This is a genomic window from Labrys okinawensis (assembly GCF_047345005.1).
In the GTDB taxonomy this organism is placed as follows: Bacteria; Pseudomonadota; Alphaproteobacteria; order Rhizobiales; family Labraceae; genus Labrys; species Labrys okinawensis.
In genome coordinates this window covers 5,026,357-5,040,933 of record NZ_CP178864.1, presented here as the reverse complement: position 1 = coordinate 5,040,933, position 14,577 = coordinate 5,026,357, and the positions used below count along the sequence as shown (strand labels likewise).

The 14,577-nt window shown below is 61.1% G+C and carries 11 protein-coding genes; 5 read left to right on the top strand and 6 right to left on the bottom strand.

The genetic code is table 11. The features are described 5' to 3' along the window. Nucleotides 1-51 precede the first annotated feature (51 nt). Together ACMDCR_RS23675 and ACMDCR_RS23670 are read left to right on the top strand one after the other, a co-directional pair. Entirely contained in the window at nucleotides 52-417 is a 366-nt protein-coding gene (locus ACMDCR_RS23675) for a hypothetical protein (protein ID WP_413988980.1), read from the top strand. Continuing rightward, nucleotides 414-1,778, top strand: coding sequence for a hypothetical protein (locus tag ACMDCR_RS23670; RefSeq protein WP_413988979.1), 1,365 nt, complete (start codon nucleotides 414-416; stop codon nucleotides 1,776-1,778). The genes ACMDCR_RS23675 and ACMDCR_RS23670 overlap by 4 nt, the downstream gene beginning before the upstream one ends. A gap of 274 nt (nucleotides 1,779-2,052) precedes the next feature. Here the strand turns inward: ACMDCR_RS23670 and ACMDCR_RS23665 are convergent, their stop codons facing one another. After that, on the bottom strand, nucleotides 2,053-4,974 hold the full coding sequence (locus ACMDCR_RS23665; RefSeq protein ID WP_413988978.1) for an ATP-binding protein: 2,922 nt from the start codon (nucleotides 4,972-4,974) through the stop codon (nucleotides 2,053-2,055). A 205-nt stretch (nucleotides 4,975-5,179) separates the two neighbouring features. On the opposite strand from ACMDCR_RS23665, the gene ACMDCR_RS23660 reads away from it, so the two are divergent. From ACMDCR_RS23660 to ACMDCR_RS23650, 3 genes are all read left to right on the top strand, one after another. Further along, nucleotides 5,180-6,520, top strand: coding sequence for an epoxide hydrolase family protein (locus ACMDCR_RS23660; RefSeq protein ID WP_413988977.1), 1,341 nt, complete (start codon nucleotides 5,180-5,182; stop codon nucleotides 6,518-6,520). Between the two features lie 69 nt (nucleotides 6,521-6,589). Next, on the top strand, nucleotides 6,590-7,564 hold the full coding sequence (locus ACMDCR_RS23655) for an alpha/beta fold hydrolase (RefSeq protein ID WP_413988976.1): 975 nt from the start codon (nucleotides 6,590-6,592) through the stop codon (nucleotides 7,562-7,564). Between the two features lie 136 nt (nucleotides 7,565-7,700). Beyond that, entirely contained in the window at nucleotides 7,701-8,120 is a 420-nt protein-coding gene (locus ACMDCR_RS23650; RefSeq protein WP_413988975.1) for an Ohr family peroxiredoxin, read from the top strand. A 113-nt stretch (nucleotides 8,121-8,233) separates the two neighbouring features. On the opposite strand, the gene ACMDCR_RS23645 is transcribed toward ACMDCR_RS23650, so the two are convergent. From ACMDCR_RS23645 to ACMDCR_RS23625, 5 genes are all read right to left on the bottom strand, one after another. Further along, the gene (locus tag ACMDCR_RS23645; protein WP_413988974.1) at nucleotides 8,234-10,207 is read right to left on the bottom strand and encodes a glycoside hydrolase family 127 protein; all 1,974 of its coding nucleotides are present in this window, start codon (nucleotides 10,205-10,207) and stop codon (nucleotides 8,234-8,236) included. A gap of 23 nt (nucleotides 10,208-10,230) precedes the next feature. Beyond that, the gene (locus tag ACMDCR_RS23640; RefSeq protein ID WP_413988973.1) at nucleotides 10,231-11,091 is read right to left on the bottom strand and encodes a carbohydrate ABC transporter permease; all 861 of its coding nucleotides are present in this window, start codon (nucleotides 11,089-11,091) and stop codon (nucleotides 10,231-10,233) included. Continuing rightward, nucleotides 11,088-12,011, bottom strand: a complete 924-nt coding sequence (locus ACMDCR_RS23635; RefSeq protein ID WP_413988972.1) for a carbohydrate ABC transporter permease — start codon at nucleotides 12,009-12,011, stop codon at nucleotides 11,088-11,090. The genes ACMDCR_RS23640 and ACMDCR_RS23635 overlap by 4 nt, the downstream gene beginning before the upstream one ends. 74 nt (nucleotides 12,012-12,085) lie before the next feature. Beyond that, a complete protein-coding gene (locus ACMDCR_RS23630; RefSeq protein WP_413988971.1) occupies nucleotides 12,086-13,324 on the bottom strand; it encodes an ABC transporter substrate-binding protein in 1,239 nt (412 codons plus the stop codon). A 29-nt stretch (nucleotides 13,325-13,353) separates the two neighbouring features. Continuing rightward, nucleotides 13,354-14,418 (bottom strand): LacI family DNA-binding transcriptional regulator, encoded by a 1,065-nt coding sequence (locus ACMDCR_RS23625; RefSeq protein WP_413993701.1) that lies wholly within the window; start codon nucleotides 14,416-14,418, stop codon nucleotides 13,354-13,356. Between the last annotated feature and the right edge of the window lie 159 nt (nucleotides 14,419-14,577).

The following is a 14,577-nucleotide window of genomic DNA, read 5'->3' as shown; positions in this document are numbered from 1 at the left end:
TTTTTTTTGATGATATCGCACTCTATCGAGGAAGGTTGTTGGGCTCCCAAGATGATTTTAGAATTCAGATTGCCAAAGATTAGCCCGCACATGTCGGGCGCGACCGTGGAATTTCTTCACTCACAGGCTGCGGCCCTGAAGGTTGGCGCCAAAATTATGGATATCAGCGTCGATCTTGGCGGCGCCTTTACGCAGGATTGTCCGCCAGTTTCTTACTATCGCTTTGTGATGCGCGAGCCCGCATTTTTGCGGGAGATCAAGGTGGCTCCCGGACAGCTTTGTGCCGTCGATGAGTTGTTGGCGGTATTCAGCACCGAACCGCAGGAAAGTCTGGATCAATCGGCGACGCGAGGCGTACGGACGACGGTAGCCGGTATTATGCATTATCCTGGCATGTGGTCGGGTGGCGCGTCATGAGCAGCCTTGCATTGCATTTGGGTCCGCTGTCCGTGGACGGCCATAAGATCTTCCGGTCAGGCGTGCACTGGCTTTGCGCGCAGGGAGAGGAAGTCCGCGCCAATCAAGTCATAGGCTTCTGCAATATTTCCTTACAGCCGTCTGGCCTGAGGCTGAGCGGCCCGCCTCCGTTCGCGGAGGAGCAGGAACTACAGATAGCTTTTGCACCACGCCTTCCGGGACGAATTTTTATCAACTCGGATTTGCTTCGCGGTGGCTATCTGAGCATGCATAGCGTCGAAACCTGGAACGCGGACGACATTGTCGCACATCTGGAAACGGGCGTCGAAGTCGAGCAGGAAGGTGTCGGCAAGGTGCGTCTGCTTATGCTGGCGGGACGTAGAATGACAGGTCTTGCCGACCTTCAGCACGCCGGGCTGTTGCCAAGTTGGCATGGCAGAAGCCGTGGCTGGTGGTGTGACGAAGGCGAAACTCCGATCAGTTTGCTGAGCCTTGGTGTTTGCGATGCCGCGGGTGTCGTTACCGGAGATAAGGGCGCATTCCTTGAGACATTCGAGGCGGCGTCACAGGCCGCGCAGATGGTTTATGTTCCGGACCATCCAATAGCGTATACGACGCAGCTGTTGCTCGATCAGTTGAGCCGAACACCGGCGCAGTACAAGGCCATTGCGGCAGACATCCAAGCCGTACTTACCGAAGCAGCGGCAACTTCCTCACCAGACGACCTGGTGTTCGCCGGCACCTTGTTGCAGGCATTGCAGCGATCTCCGATTACGGATTCCTATCCGATTTTTTCAGCATCCGGTTCTGTTCGGCTGGCCCCAGCGGAGGCAATACTTCTATCGCTGGTCGCAGAGCCGCAAACAATTCTGCGGCACAAGAAACTCGGCTACCATCTCAACATTCTGCGCCACTATCAGACGGCGGCTGGCCCAGCCATCCGCGAATGGCTTGGCAGCGCATTCGAGGCGGTCAAACGATCCCTTGATGACATCCGCAGCGACTATGAAAAACTGATTGACACCGTGGCGCGGACGACCGGTGCGAAGCTCGTGATCATAAATCGCATGTCGACGCAGGGCCACGAGGACATCTCAAGCTATGCTCCCTTCGACGCGCCAATGAGCAATACATTGGCCAATATCGCCGCGAAGGAAATGAACCTGATGCTGCATGACATCGCCGAAACGCGCGACATTGCCATCATCGATGTCGACGCCATAGCGGCGGAAATTGGCGGCGCTGAACATTTGCCAGACGCGGTCCATCAGAGCGGTCCGATGCAGGCCATCCTCCGCAATGAAATTCTGCGGGCGCTGGAAGAGATCCGAACTCCGCTCTTGTCGGGCGCAGCGGCGTAGCTGCTTGAGCCCTTTCCTTCGAGCCATTATCGGGGTTGTCGAAGGGCTGACTCTGCGTCAACCTCCTGAAAGCTCACATCTAGAGCAAAATGCGTTCTGGCAGGAGCGGATTTCGAAATTAACCCACTGGGATCAAAAGCATTTTGCGATTCTTGGTGATTTGATCTGAAAGTAAAACGCGCTGGAGCGTGATGGCGTTACGACGGCCCCGGCGATCAGCGATCCAACCTAATGTCATTACGCTGTAGAGAAAAATGCGTTTTAGTCCAATGCGTTAGCTTGGAGACTCGCTTCTGCCTGAACGCATTTTGCTTTGGTTCAGCCCCGCTATCAGTGCTGCTGCCGCCCTGAGGTCTGCCGTGTCCGAGGCCTCGCCGAATTGCCTGTAGATTGGGCGCAGCAGCGCGTGTGCTTCATCGAAACGTGCCTGATTAGCCCAGAGTGCTGCCAAGTCAGTCGCGGCGCGTAATTCCCATGCGCGTGCGCCTTGGTGACGGCTGAGCGCAAGCGAGCGCAGGAGCATGGTCTCAGCGTCGGCGAAAGCAGATGATTGCATTGCGATGGAAAGGCCAGCCTTCACGCGTAACAACTCCGCCAGATAGGAAACGTCGCCATTGGCTTCGACGAGACGGATCGTGCCGTCGATCACGGCCATGCCCTCCGCGAACTCGCCCAGCGCGGAAAGCCCCTGCGCAAGGGAAATGTTGAGACCTGTGGTCAGCACTTCGTAACGCGACTTATGAAGGCTGTTGAGACAAGTGCGAAGGCTTTCTACGCCGCCCCTCGCATCGCCTTGCCGAATGTCCAATTCACCCCGAAAGCCGCGCCCGAGAGCAAGGTAGGGCGTGAGAGAATGAGATTCGGCATGGGCGATCAGGTGGTCGATATGCGTTTGCGCATTGCCCAGGTCGCCTGCCCACAGAAACACGGAAACCGCCCAGTTCAGGACGAAGGAAAGCGTAACCGGGTGGCCCAAGCGGGTGGCATCCTCTATCGTCGCATGCGCCAGCTCCAGCGCTTCAGCGGGATGACCTTGAAGCCAGAGTGTCCGCGCCAGAGCGCCACGGGCCCAATTGTAGTGATCATAGCCGAAATAAATTGCGCTGGTGCGCTGCAGATGCGGCCGAGGCTGCCTTATTGCCTCCATCTCCTGACGGGCGCGCGCAAGATTACCCATGAGGTGAAATGAAATTCCCAGGAGCGAATGGCCCAATGCCGTGCTGCTAGGGTCGTCAATGTCTTCCGACAACGCGTAGCTGCGCTCGGCATAATGCAACGCCATCTTGAAATCCCCGATCCTCAAATGAAACGAGTAAAGGGGACCAAGCACCTTTATTTGGGCCAGCGCATCGCCATGGTGCTCGGCGATTGTCAGGCTTCTGTGCAATGCCAGGCGCGCGGTTTCGCTGTTGCCGCGCGTGAGCATCAGGGACATTCCCAGTGCTGCTTGAAGGCGCATCTCGTCGACGCCGCCGCGCGAGTCGGCGGCGATGGCGGCAATGGCTCGATCAGCCCACTGATGACATTCGGGCAGCAGGGACATGACAAGGAAAATCGGCACCCCGGCAGCGGCCAGCCGCACGCCCAACTCAGTATCGCCATCCGTGCCGAAGCACCACGCCAAAGCGGCGCGGACATTGTTCAGATCCGTAAAGCGGAGCGCTCGCTCGGCTGGGCTGGATAAGAAAGGCCATTCGACGACGGCCTGCTGCGCCCACTGCTGAAAAAAATTGGCATGGTTTGCAGCCGCCTTGGCCGCCTCTATATCATCGAGACAGATTTCCAGGACGTAGGTGCGCGTCGTGTCCAAAAGCCGATAGCGCATCATCGCACCGACGGGTCTGGTCGCGATCATGGACTTGGCGACGAGACTGTCGATTGCCGCGAAAACGAGTGCCTGATCCACGGTCGGGCTCGCTGTGACCGCCAGCGCTGCATCCATTGTAAAATGCCCGACGAAGACGGCGAGCCGACGGAGCACGAACTGTTCCAAATCGGAAAGAAGGCTGTAGCTCCAATCCAATGTAGCGCGCAGGGTTCTGTGCCGCGGCGGCGCCGTGCGAGGACCCACCCATAACAGCGCGAGCCGTTTGTCGAGAAGCTCCGCGGTCTGCTGGAGGCCATATGCCTCGACACGTCGGGCCGCCAGCTCGATCGCGAGCGCCACGCCATCAAGCTTGCGGCAGATATCCCCCAGCACCACTGCCTCGGCATCGCTGACGTTCACATGTGCGCCACCCGCCACTGCGCGTTCCAGAAATAGCTGGATCGCGGGAAAGGTCAGCGCGACCGCCGCCGTCATCGTCGGGTCATCCGGCGGACAGGAGAGCGAATCCAGACGATAGATGTGCTCTGCCTCGACCTGTAGCGCCTCCCGACTTGTCGCCAGAATGTGAACACCTGGCGACGCCATGAAGATGCGGAAAGCCAGGATGGCTACCGCCTCGATGAGATGCTCACAGGTATCGAAAATCAGAAGGATTCGCTTTTCGCGCAAGTGAGCGATCAGGTTGGGCGTTGGATCTTCCGAGTGGACCGTCAGCCCGAGAATCGAAGCCAGCGCCATCGCAACCAGCCGGGGATCGCTCAAGGTGCCAAGATCTACAAAAACGACGCGACCGGCAAAGGCCTCAGACAGCTCCTGCCCAACCGCGACCGCAACCGTGGTCTTGCCGACGCCGCCCGCACCAACGATCGTTACGAAGCGCGAAGCGGTTAATCGTTCAGATATCTTTTCAACATCGCTGGCGCGACCGATCATGGACCGCGGGTGGCTTGGCAGTTTCGCGAACGGAAAGTCGGCGGCGATTGCCGCTGGTTCATGAGCCTGATTGCCCTCTCGCGAAACCGGCGCCACGAAGCAATAGCCCCTGCCCGGGACAGTTACGATGTATCGCGCACCTTCCTGGCCATCGCCCAACGCCTTGCGCAGCGCACTCATATGAAACCGCAAGCTGCCGACCTCCACGTTGAGGTCGAGCCAGACGCGTGACATTAGTTCATTCTTGCCGATGACCTGGTTGGGAGAGGAGATCAAGACAATAAGTAAATCGAGAGCACGCGCACCCAATTCTATGGATGTACTGTCTTTTGTAAGCAATCTCTCGCAGGCGGACAATTTGAAGGGGCCAAATGACAAGCAGCCCTCGATCTGATCCACAGCCATCGCTTTCGCGCCTTGGATATGTTCCTGCATGCAATCGGCAAACTAGCTCAGGTATTTTCTCACATCAAAAACTATCACGATCCGACGTCTCGCTGGCCACGCAGGATCAAAGTCCGCTCGAAAGATCACTCATCAGCGACTTGATGACATCTAATAACATATAACGGGTAGTCCGCTCTTCCCGGGAATAGCTTGGGCGTAGGGAGACCGCCAAACCAAGCTGTGGAGATCCGCGATGCGGGCACGACGAGACTTGGAAATAATCGATCAGGGCCGCCGCCACATCCTGACCGCCGCTGCCATGGGCGTTGCAACCGCGGGCGCCATCGGCCTTCTCTCCGCGCAGGCGGCGCAGCCGAATGAAGGCGAGGAAATTCGTCCGTTCCGGATCAACGTTCCACAAACGGCGCTTGTCGATCTGCGCCGGCGCTTGGCTGCAACCCGTTGGCCCGACCAGGAAACTGTCGCGGATGAATCGCAGGGTGTCCCCTTGGCGACGATGAAACAGCTCATAGCCTATTGGGGTACGGATTACGATTGGCGCAAATGCGAAGGGAGATTGAACGCTCTGCCGCAATTTGTCACTGAGATCGACGGACTGGACATTCACTTCATTCACGCTCGCTCGAAACACGACAAGGCGTTGCCGCTAATAGTCACCCATGGCTGGCCGGGTTCGATCATCGAGCAGATCAAGATCATAGATCCGCTCACCGATCCGACGGCACATGGCGCCGGTGCCGCGGATGCTTTCCACCTCGTCATTCCCTCCCTTCCAGGCTACGGATTCTCACAGAGGCCAACCACGACAGGTTGGGGCCCGGATCGCACCGCGCGGGCCTGGGCCGAGCTGATGAAGCGCCTTGGCTACACACAATTCGTGGCACAGGGCGGGGATCTGGGTGCAGGTGTCTGCACCCAGATGGCCAGGCAGGCGCCACCTGAATTGCTGGGCATCCACACCAATTTCCCCGGAACCATTCCGGCCGACATCGCAAAGGCGCTTCAGGCTGGCGACCCGCCACCATCCACTCTTTCGGCAGACGAGCGGCGTGCCTACGAACAGCTGGCCATCCTGTTCGCGAAGAAGCGCGCCTATGCCCAGATGATGGGGACTCGCCCGCAAACGCTATATGGGTTGGCGGATTCGCCGGCGGGCCTGGCCGCCTGGCTCTTCGACCACGGCGACGGTTACGGGCAGCCGGCTGCGGCGATAACTTCGGCGGTTCTTGGCCGCACCGTCGCCGGACATCCGGCGGGCGATCTCACACGCGACGACGTGCTCGACGACTTCACGCTGTATTGGTTGACGAACACCGCCGTTTCCGCCGCCCGCTACTACTGGGAAAGCCACATCAACCTCTATAATGCCGCCGACGTCTCCATTCCGGCCGGCGTTACCGTTTTTCCCGGCGAAAACTATCAGGCTCCACGCAGCTGGACCGAGCGGGCCTACCACAAGCTCATCTATTTCAACGAGGTCGACAGGGGCGGGCACTACGCGGCCTGGGAACAGCCCGGGCTTTTCAGTGGCGAACTGCGGGCCGCGTTCCGGCCGTTGCGCCAACCGGGCTGAGCCGGCGATCCGCACCGGCCCCCAGCCAGACGCCCTTTGCTGCCGCATCGATCCAGGGGAGAGAATAAGATGGCCTCGTTCGCCAAGATGCTCGCCATAGCCGCAGTCGCCACGGCGTTCGCCACAAACGCTCCAGCCCAAAGCGCCTCGAATTCTGACCAGATCGAGCATCACATGGTGAAGATCGAAGGCACGCGCTTCCACTATGTAACAGCGGGAAGCGGCGATCCTGTCCTGCTCATCCCGGGTTGGCCCGAAAGCTGGATCGCCTGGCGCAAGGTCGTCCCCCTCCTGGTCCATGCAGGCCGACGCGTCGTCATCCTCGATCCGCGCGGCATCGGTGAAAGCGAGAAGGCAATCGGCGGCTACGATCTCGACACCGCCGCACGCGACCTGCACGAATTTCTAGCAGTGACCCAACTCGCGCCGTCTGGAGGCATTGACATCGTCGCCCACGATATCGGGTCCTGGATCGCCCAGGCCCACGCAGTGGAATATCCGGCCGACGTCAAGCGACTGGTGCTAACCGAAGTGCTGATTCCGGGCTTGATACCGCCGCCGCCGGGGGCGACGCCGCCCGATGCCACGAACCTGAAGAGCTGGCAGTTCTCGTTCAATCGACTGAACGATCTGCCGGAGACCCTGGTCCAAGGACATGAGCGAGCCTACCTGACCTGGATCTACGCGACCAAGAGCACGCGTACCTACGCCATCGATCCGGCTGCCATTGACGAATACACGCGTCAATATTCTGCGCCAGGCGCGATGCGTGCCGGCTTCGACTGGTACCGGGCGAATTTCGATGACGCGGGTATCGCGCAGGCGAAGGCACGTGCCACCAAGCGTCTGACGATGCCGGTTCTGGCGCTCGGCGGATCCGACGGGGTGGGCGATGCGCTGCGCGCGACCATCGCTTCCACCGCTGACCACATACAGGGTGGCGCCATCGGCCCGGGCTGCGGTCACTTCCTGCCGGAAGAGTGTCCTGATGAATTGACCGCGGCGATCCTGAAATTTTGGCAGGCGACGCCGCCGATGAAGTGAATGGTACGAGCGCGTGGCTTGCACCGCCCACGCCTTCCGATCGTATCCCCGCCGAAGTCGGGCCGACGGGTTCGGCCTCGGCGCAATGACATCCCAAGAAAGAATCAGCGCCATGTCCTCTTCCGAACAGCCGAACATGACAAGATCGCAAGGCAAGGTGATCTACACTGCCAAGACACGCACCACGGGCGGCCGCGAGAACGGCCAGTCGCGCAGTTCCGACGGCCGGCTTGATGTCATGCTCTCGCTTCCCGGTTCGCCGCGCATGGGGACCAATCCCGAGCAGCTTTTCGCGGCCGGCTGGTCGGCCTGCTTCGAAAGCGCGATCGGGATCACCGCCCAGAGGCGGAGAATTTCGATTCCCGAGATCACGATCGATGCCGAAATCGACCTGCATCTGGCGGACGGGGAGTATTTCATCAGCGGGCGCCTCAACGTCAGCCTGCCTGGCCTGGACCGCGACATCGCCCTGTCGCTGATCAAGGATGCCGAACGCATCTGCACATATTCGAAGGCCGTGCGCGGCAACGTCGACGCTTCCTTCAACCTCGTCTGAGCCTGCAGGACCGCACGAGGCGCAAGTTGACGAGCGTGCCGCTGACCCCATTCAAGCCGTTGGACAACATCCGAAGCTGTTTGGCCTGGCCGTCGAGCCTTCGTGAACGGAAATCATCCCTTCGATTCCCGCAGCCAGACCAGCATTTCCCCCGGTTCCCGATTGTCCCATGCGAAGTAGGGCACAGCCTTCAAGTCCGCCGAGGTCCTGCGAGGTGGCGTGGAACGATAGAGCCCACCGTTCCAGTCATCTGCGAGTTCGGCTTCGCCTGTCGCCGACAGCGACACGATGCCGCCAAGCACGCCTGGCTCGTCGAGGGTCTTCAGCGCCGTGTCTGCTGGCAGGGCAAGGGCTGACAAGTCCCCGCGATTGTCGACTTCCTCGACACAATAAAGCATCGGCCCTCTTGCCAGGGCTACGCGGCCGAGATCCTGCCGGACATTCGGGTTGGCGTAGATGCGCCGGGCCTCCATCTGGAGGTCGAGCTTCACCGTGTCGCCGCTCTTCCACAGGCGGTCGAGCCTCGCATAGCCGTTCTCGCTTGCCGCGGACAGGTCGACAGGCTCGCCGTTCACGCTGAGGCTCGCCTTCCGGCACCAGCCGGGAATGCGAAGATACAGCTTGAAGTGGAGCGGGGCTTCAGTCTCCACGGCAATCGCGATGGCGCCGTCCCAGGGATAGCGGCTCTCCTGGGTCAGCGTCACCTTGCCACCGGCCACCTCGAAGCGGCCCCTGTTGTCGCCATAGAGATGCACGGCGATCGCATCTTCCGACTGGCCGTAGAAATAGCTCCCGACGGAGGCCACCATGCGCCCGATATTGGGAGGGCAGCACGGGCAGCGATGCCAGATCCAGCGATGGTGCCTGCCACGGCTCTCCAGCGGATTTTCGTAGAAGAAGCGGGAGCCATCCAGCGACAGGCCGGAGATCGAGCCGTTGTAGAGCGCCTGCTCCATCACGTCGGCATAGCGCGCATTGGGGCCCATGCCGAGCATGCGGCTCGCCCAGAACACCAGGGCGACGGCGGCGCAGGTTTCCGCATAGGCCGTATCGTTGGGCAGATCATAGTCGGCGGTGAAGCCCTCATTGGCGGCGGAGGGGCCGAGACCGCCCGTGAGATAGAGGTTCTTCTGGGTCAGGTCGTCCCACAGACGGTCGAGCGCCACCCGGAGCGTGTCGTCGCCATATTCGGTCGCCACGTCGGCCATGCCCGAATAGAGGTACATCGCCCGCACGGCGTGGCCCACGACCTTGTCCTGCTCGCGCACCGGCTTGTGGGACTGGTTGTATTCATAGGTCCTGAAGTGGAAATTCTTCGGGTCGGCGCCGCGTGCCCGCGCTTCCTGGTCGAAGTAGTGCGGCTCTTGCCCGCGCTCATCGATGAAAAATTTCGCCAGATCCAGATATTTCTGGCTACCCGTCACCCGGCCGAGCTTTACCAGAGCAAGCTCGATTTCCTCGTGCCCACAATAGCCTCTCTTCTTGCCGGGCTCCGGCCCGAAGGTATCGCCGATATGGTCGGCATAGCGGCACAGGATATCGAGCAGCTTGCGCTTGCCGGTAGCCTGATAATAGGCGACCGCCCCTTCGATCAGGTGGCCGGCGCAATAGAGCTCGTGGCAGTCGCGCAGGTTCGTCCAGCGCAGGCCCGGCTGGATGCGCTGGTACCAGCTCGACAGATAGCCGTCCGGCTGCTGGAGCTTTTCATACATGTCGATGACGGCGTCGATTTTCTTTTCGAGCTCTGGATTGCGGCGGCGGTAGAGCGAATAGGCGGCCGTCTCGATGGTCTTGCCCCAGTCGGAGTCCCAGAACATCTGCGTCGTCACGGTCGCGCCGGTGAATTCGTTGCCGGTCGGCGACATCGAATGAAAGGGAATGACCACGCCGGGCGACGGGCGGTCCGGGTCGATCTGCTCCAGCATGCGGGCTGCCACGCAGCGTTCGTAGAGAATGTCGGCGGTGCGGGCGGCGACGGCATCGACACGATCGCCCCAGAAGCCGCCGAGGTCGATCTGAGGCACGGCCGGCGGCCGGAAGCGGGCGCGGGTGGCAATCTCGTTCGGCGCAGTGCTTGCGTTCGTCATGGCAAACTCCCAGGGAAAAAGGATCATTTCACCGCACCGGCCGTCAGGCCGCGGATGTAATAGCGTTGCAGAAGCAGGAAGAGGATGAGGCAGGGGATCATCATGACCGTCACGCCGGCCTGCACGGCGCCCCAGTCGACCGCCCCGAAGCGGCCCGACTGCAGCGCCGTCATCATGATCGGCAAAGTGAATTTAGCCTGGTCGGTCATCAGCACCAGTGCGGCCAGGAACTCGTTCCAGGCGCCGAGAAAGGCGAACAGGGCGATTGTCACCACCCCTGGCCAGACGAGCGGCAACATCACGGTCAGCAGGAGCCTCGTATTGTTGGCGCCGTCCATGCGAGCGGCCTCCTCGATCTCGCGCGGCACGGCGTCGAAGGCGTTGCGCATCATGAAGACCGAAAAGGGCAGCTGGAGCGTGACATAGACGCAGACGAGGCCCGTCAGCGTATTGGAGAGGCCGAGCCTAGTCAGGATCAGGAAGATCGGCGTGAGGATCGACTGGAACGGGATCATGATGGTCGAGAGGATCATCATGAACAGCGCGTCCTTGAACGGGAAGCGAAAGCGCGAGAAGCCGTAGCCCGCCAGCACGCTGATGATCACCGAGAGCACCACCGTCATCGCCGTGACGTAGAGGCTGTTCTGGGCCGGCCCCAGCAGCCCCGCGCCGAAGCCGTTGAGCGCGGCGTAGTTCTCCGTTGAGAAGCCGGTTACAGGCCAGGGCGGCAAAGGCGGTTGCCGCGCCTCGCTCGGCGGCTTGAAGCTGGAAAGGACCGTCCAGAAGATCGGCGCGAGAAAGAGGATGGCGACGCCGATGCCGACCATATGGGTGGCGAGAAAGCCCGCCTGCTTGCGCCGGGATGCCGCGGCTGGGGGGCTCATTCCAGGCCCTCCGGGTTCCTGAGCACGCGCAACTGGACCAGGCTGAGCACCACCAGGATGACGAGCAGCACCATCGAGAGCGCCGCGCCATAACCGAGCTTGAAGGAGACGAAGGACTGGTTGAAAATCCAGTACACGGCCGTGAGTGTCTGGTTGCTCGGGCCGCCGCGGAGGATGATGTAGAACTGGTCGAAGGCGAGGATCGAGCCGGCGACCGAGAGGATCAGCGCCAAGGCGAGCGTGCGCCTCATCAGAGGCAGGGTGATATGGCAGAAGCGGGCGAGGGGGCTGGCGCCGTCGATCTTGGCCGCTTCATGCAGTTCGCCGGGGATCGACTGCAGGCCGGACATCAATATGATCATTGTGAAGCCGGCGACCTTCCACACCACCATGGCGATGATCGACCAGAAGGCCGGCTGGAAGGTGGCCAGCAGGTTGATCTTCTTTTCCGTGAGGCCAAGGGCATAGGCAGCAGGGCTGAACAGGCCGGAATCGACATTGAGCAGCCATGACCACAAGAGGCTCGCCGAGGCGAAACCGACCACGACCGGCATGAAGAAGGCGGTGCGGTAATAGCCGACGCCGGCGCGAGGGCGCTCGATGAACAGCGCCAGCGGGAAGGCGACGGCGAAGATCGCGATGGTGACGATCACCGTGTAGTAGAAGGTGAAGCCGAGGGCGCCCCAGAAGCGGCTGTCATTCTCGATGGCATAGTAGTTGGCGAGACCGATGAAGCGGGGCACACCCATCAGCGGCCAGTTGTGAAGCGACATCCAGGCCGTCATGCCCAGCGGAATGATGAAGAAGACCAGCACCAGCGCGATCGCCGGCGCGATATAGACGAGGCCGATCAGTTGGCTGCGCTTCAGATAGGAGGCGCGGAGCCGCGGCAGTGCCGGATGGATCGCGGTCATGCTCATGGACCTCGGCGGTTCGGAGCTATTGGGAAGCCGGCCGCTGCAAGGGCGCAGCGGCCTGGTATGGGGCATCGCCGTCAGGGCGCCGTGTCGATGGTCGACTGCATCGTCTTCTCCGCGGTCGCGATGGCGCCGTCGATGTCGCCTCCGAAAATCGCATCCCCGATCATCTGGTTCCACGGGCCGTTGGCGGAATTGATGATGTCGTTGAACACGGTGCTGTAGGGCGTGCGGCCCTTCGCCATCGCTTCGGCGGCGATCTGATAGCGCGGGTCGAGATCCTTCAGGGCGTCCTTGGCGATGTCGCCGCGGACCGGCAGGCTGCCATACTTGGCCAGGATGGTCTGGCCCTCGAGCGAATAGCTGAAGTCGAGGAATTCCTTCAATACGGCAAGTTTGGTCGTGCCCTTGGTGATGACGAAATTGTCGCCGCCGGCGAAGGAGGACCAGCCGCCATCTTTCCCGGGCAGGAAAGTGATGCCGTAGTCGATATCGGGATATTGCGTGTTCAGGGCACCGATCGCGAAAGCGCCTGACGGATTGATGCCGATCTTGCCGCCGGCAAAGGCGGCAAAGAAGTTGGAGCCGTTATCGCTCTGCGCACCTTCGGGAACGAGTCCCTTCTTGATCATCGAACGATAGAAGTCGATGGCGGCGCGCAGCTGCGGGTTGTCGAGCGTCGCCTTCTTGCCATCCGCGGACAGGATGTCGCCGCCGGAGGCCCAGATCAGCGGCGTGAAGGTGAAGATATTGCAGCCGGGGCAATTGCCGGAGAAATAGTAGCCCTTGATGTCACCGCCCAGCGCGTTGATCTTCTCTGCATCCGCTTCGATCTCGGCCCAGGTCGTCGGGCCTTTTTCGGGATCGAGGCCGGCCTGCTTGAAAAGCTTCTTGTTCCAGATCAGTACCGAGGCGTCGGCCGAGTACGGCAGCCCATAGATGCGGTCCTGATAGGTGCCGGTCTTCACATGCGCCGGCGAAAGGCTCGCAAAATAGGGCAGGGACTTCGCCCAGTCCGTGATGTCCTCCAGTTGCCCGGAGGCGGCGAAGGCCGGCGTATAGATCAGGTCTAGCGAAAGCCCGTCCGGCGGGGTGCCACCGGCGACGGCGGTGCCGTATTTCTGGATGATTTCGGCATTGGGGATGATGTCGAGCTTGATCTGGTCCTGATGGCTCTTGTTGAAGGCATCCACGACCTTCGGCATGAAATTGGATGCGTCGGCGCGCACCCAGATATTGGCCGTTTCGGCCGACCACGCGGCCTGCGTCAAGCCCAACCCGGCGCACAGCGCCAGTCCGGCGATCCATTTGTTCATTTCATTCCTCCCTGTTTTATCATTCCGGGCTAGCCGGATGTGGATTGCACCTCGGTGGTCTTCGCGGTGGTCTGGCCGCAGGATTCCCGGACCACCAGTCGGCACGGCAGCCTGCGGATGCCGGTCTCGGCCTTCTGGCCATCGACCAGGGTCAGCAGCGCAAGCCCTGCCTCGCGGCCAATGGCCGTGAGATTCATGTCGACGGATGTGAGGGGCGGCCTGCTTTGCGCAGCCATGATCTCCCAATTGTCAAAGCCGATAACGCCTATTTCGCCAGGCACGGCGACGCCTCGCTCGCGCAGTGCGTCGATTACGCCTCGGGCGATCTGATCATTGCCGCAGAAAATTGCATCCGGCGGCTCCTGTGTTCCCTCGAACAACCGACGCACCGCCTCGCGCCCCCAGGCCTCCGACCATGTGCCGAGCAGGGGTTCGAACGCTGGAAGCTGCAGGCGTTCGAGTGTCTCCCGATAGGCCTGCGCGCGCAAATGGACCACGACGAAGCTTGTCGGGCCGCTGACATGGGCAATGCGGCGACGGCCCAGGCTGGCGAAGTGTTCGATCGCGAGCCTGACGCCTCCGGCCTCGTCGGCAACGAAGGCGATCGAGGCGGGATCGGGTTCTGTGAAGGCATAGACCACGGGTATTCCGAGGCCCGAGAGGTCGATCGGCAGACGGCGGTCGATGCGCTTTCCGGTGGCGATGATGCCGTCCACGCGCTTGTCGCGCATGGCATTCACATGCAGCTGGGCAAGGCGTGGATCATCCTCGACGTTGCACAGGAAGACTGACACGCCCTTGTCGACCAGAGCCTCCGAAATTCCTGCCATCAAGGGGAGGGAGAAGCGGCCATAGGTATCGTTGGTGAGGAGGCCCACTGTGAAACTGCGCTTGCGAAGCAGGCTCTGCGCCAGGGCATTGGGGCGGAAACCCATGCGATCGGCCGTCTCGCGAATGAGCTTGCGCGTCTCGGGCGTCATGCGCCCTCGTCCATTCAAGGCCTTGGACGCCGTGGCAACGCTGACACCGGCGGCGGCGGCCACCTTGCGAAGCGTTACGGGTTCCACGCTTGAGCCCTGGGCTTCTTCCCGCATTTCCACCACTTGTTTGCGCAAACGTTTTCCCAACGTGATCCCACTCATCGCGGGCTGTCGGCGAGTAACGTTGGTGCTGAGAAAACCTTTTCTCAGCCTTAGCCTTTCATCGTGTCTTGTTCAAGGAATTTCCCTGACACAGGAGTGTCACGCTTGGGC

Bases quoted from the DNA above. Each gene is read 5' to 3' on its own strand.
- ACMDCR_RS23675 (WP_413988980.1), top strand. From the start codon at position 52: ATGATTTTAGAATTCAGATTGCCAAAGATTAGCCCGCACATGTCGGGC.
- ACMDCR_RS23670 (WP_413988979.1), top strand. From the start codon at position 414: ATGAGCAGCCTTGCATTGCATTTGGGTCCGCTGTCCGTGGACGGCCAT.
- ACMDCR_RS23665 (WP_413988978.1), bottom strand. From the start codon at position 4,974: ATGCAGGAACATATCCAAGGCGCGAAAGCGATGGCTGTGGATCAGATC.
- ACMDCR_RS23660 (WP_413988977.1), top strand. From the start codon at position 5,180: ATGCGGGCACGACGAGACTTGGAAATAATCGATCAGGGCCGCCGCCAC.
- ACMDCR_RS23655 (WP_413988976.1), top strand. From the start codon at position 6,590: ATGGCCTCGTTCGCCAAGATGCTCGCCATAGCCGCAGTCGCCACGGCG.
- ACMDCR_RS23650 (WP_413988975.1), top strand. From the start codon at position 7,701: ATGACAAGATCGCAAGGCAAGGTGATCTACACTGCCAAGACACGCACC.
- ACMDCR_RS23645 (WP_413988974.1), bottom strand. From the start codon at position 10,207: ATGACGAACGCAAGCACTGCGCCGAACGAGATTGCCACCCGCGCCCGC.
- ACMDCR_RS23640 (WP_413988973.1), bottom strand. From the start codon at position 11,091: ATGAGCCCCCCAGCCGCGGCATCCCGGCGCAAGCAGGCGGGCTTTCTC.
- ACMDCR_RS23635 (WP_413988972.1), bottom strand. From the start codon at position 12,011: ATGAGCATGACCGCGATCCATCCGGCACTGCCGCGGCTCCGCGCCTCC.
- ACMDCR_RS23630 (WP_413988971.1), bottom strand. From the start codon at position 13,324: ATGAACAAATGGATCGCCGGACTGGCGCTGTGCGCCGGGTTGGGCTTG.
- ACMDCR_RS23625 (WP_413993701.1), bottom strand. From the start codon at position 14,418: ATGCGGGAAGAAGCCCAGGGCTCAAGCGTGGAACCCGTAACGCTTCGC.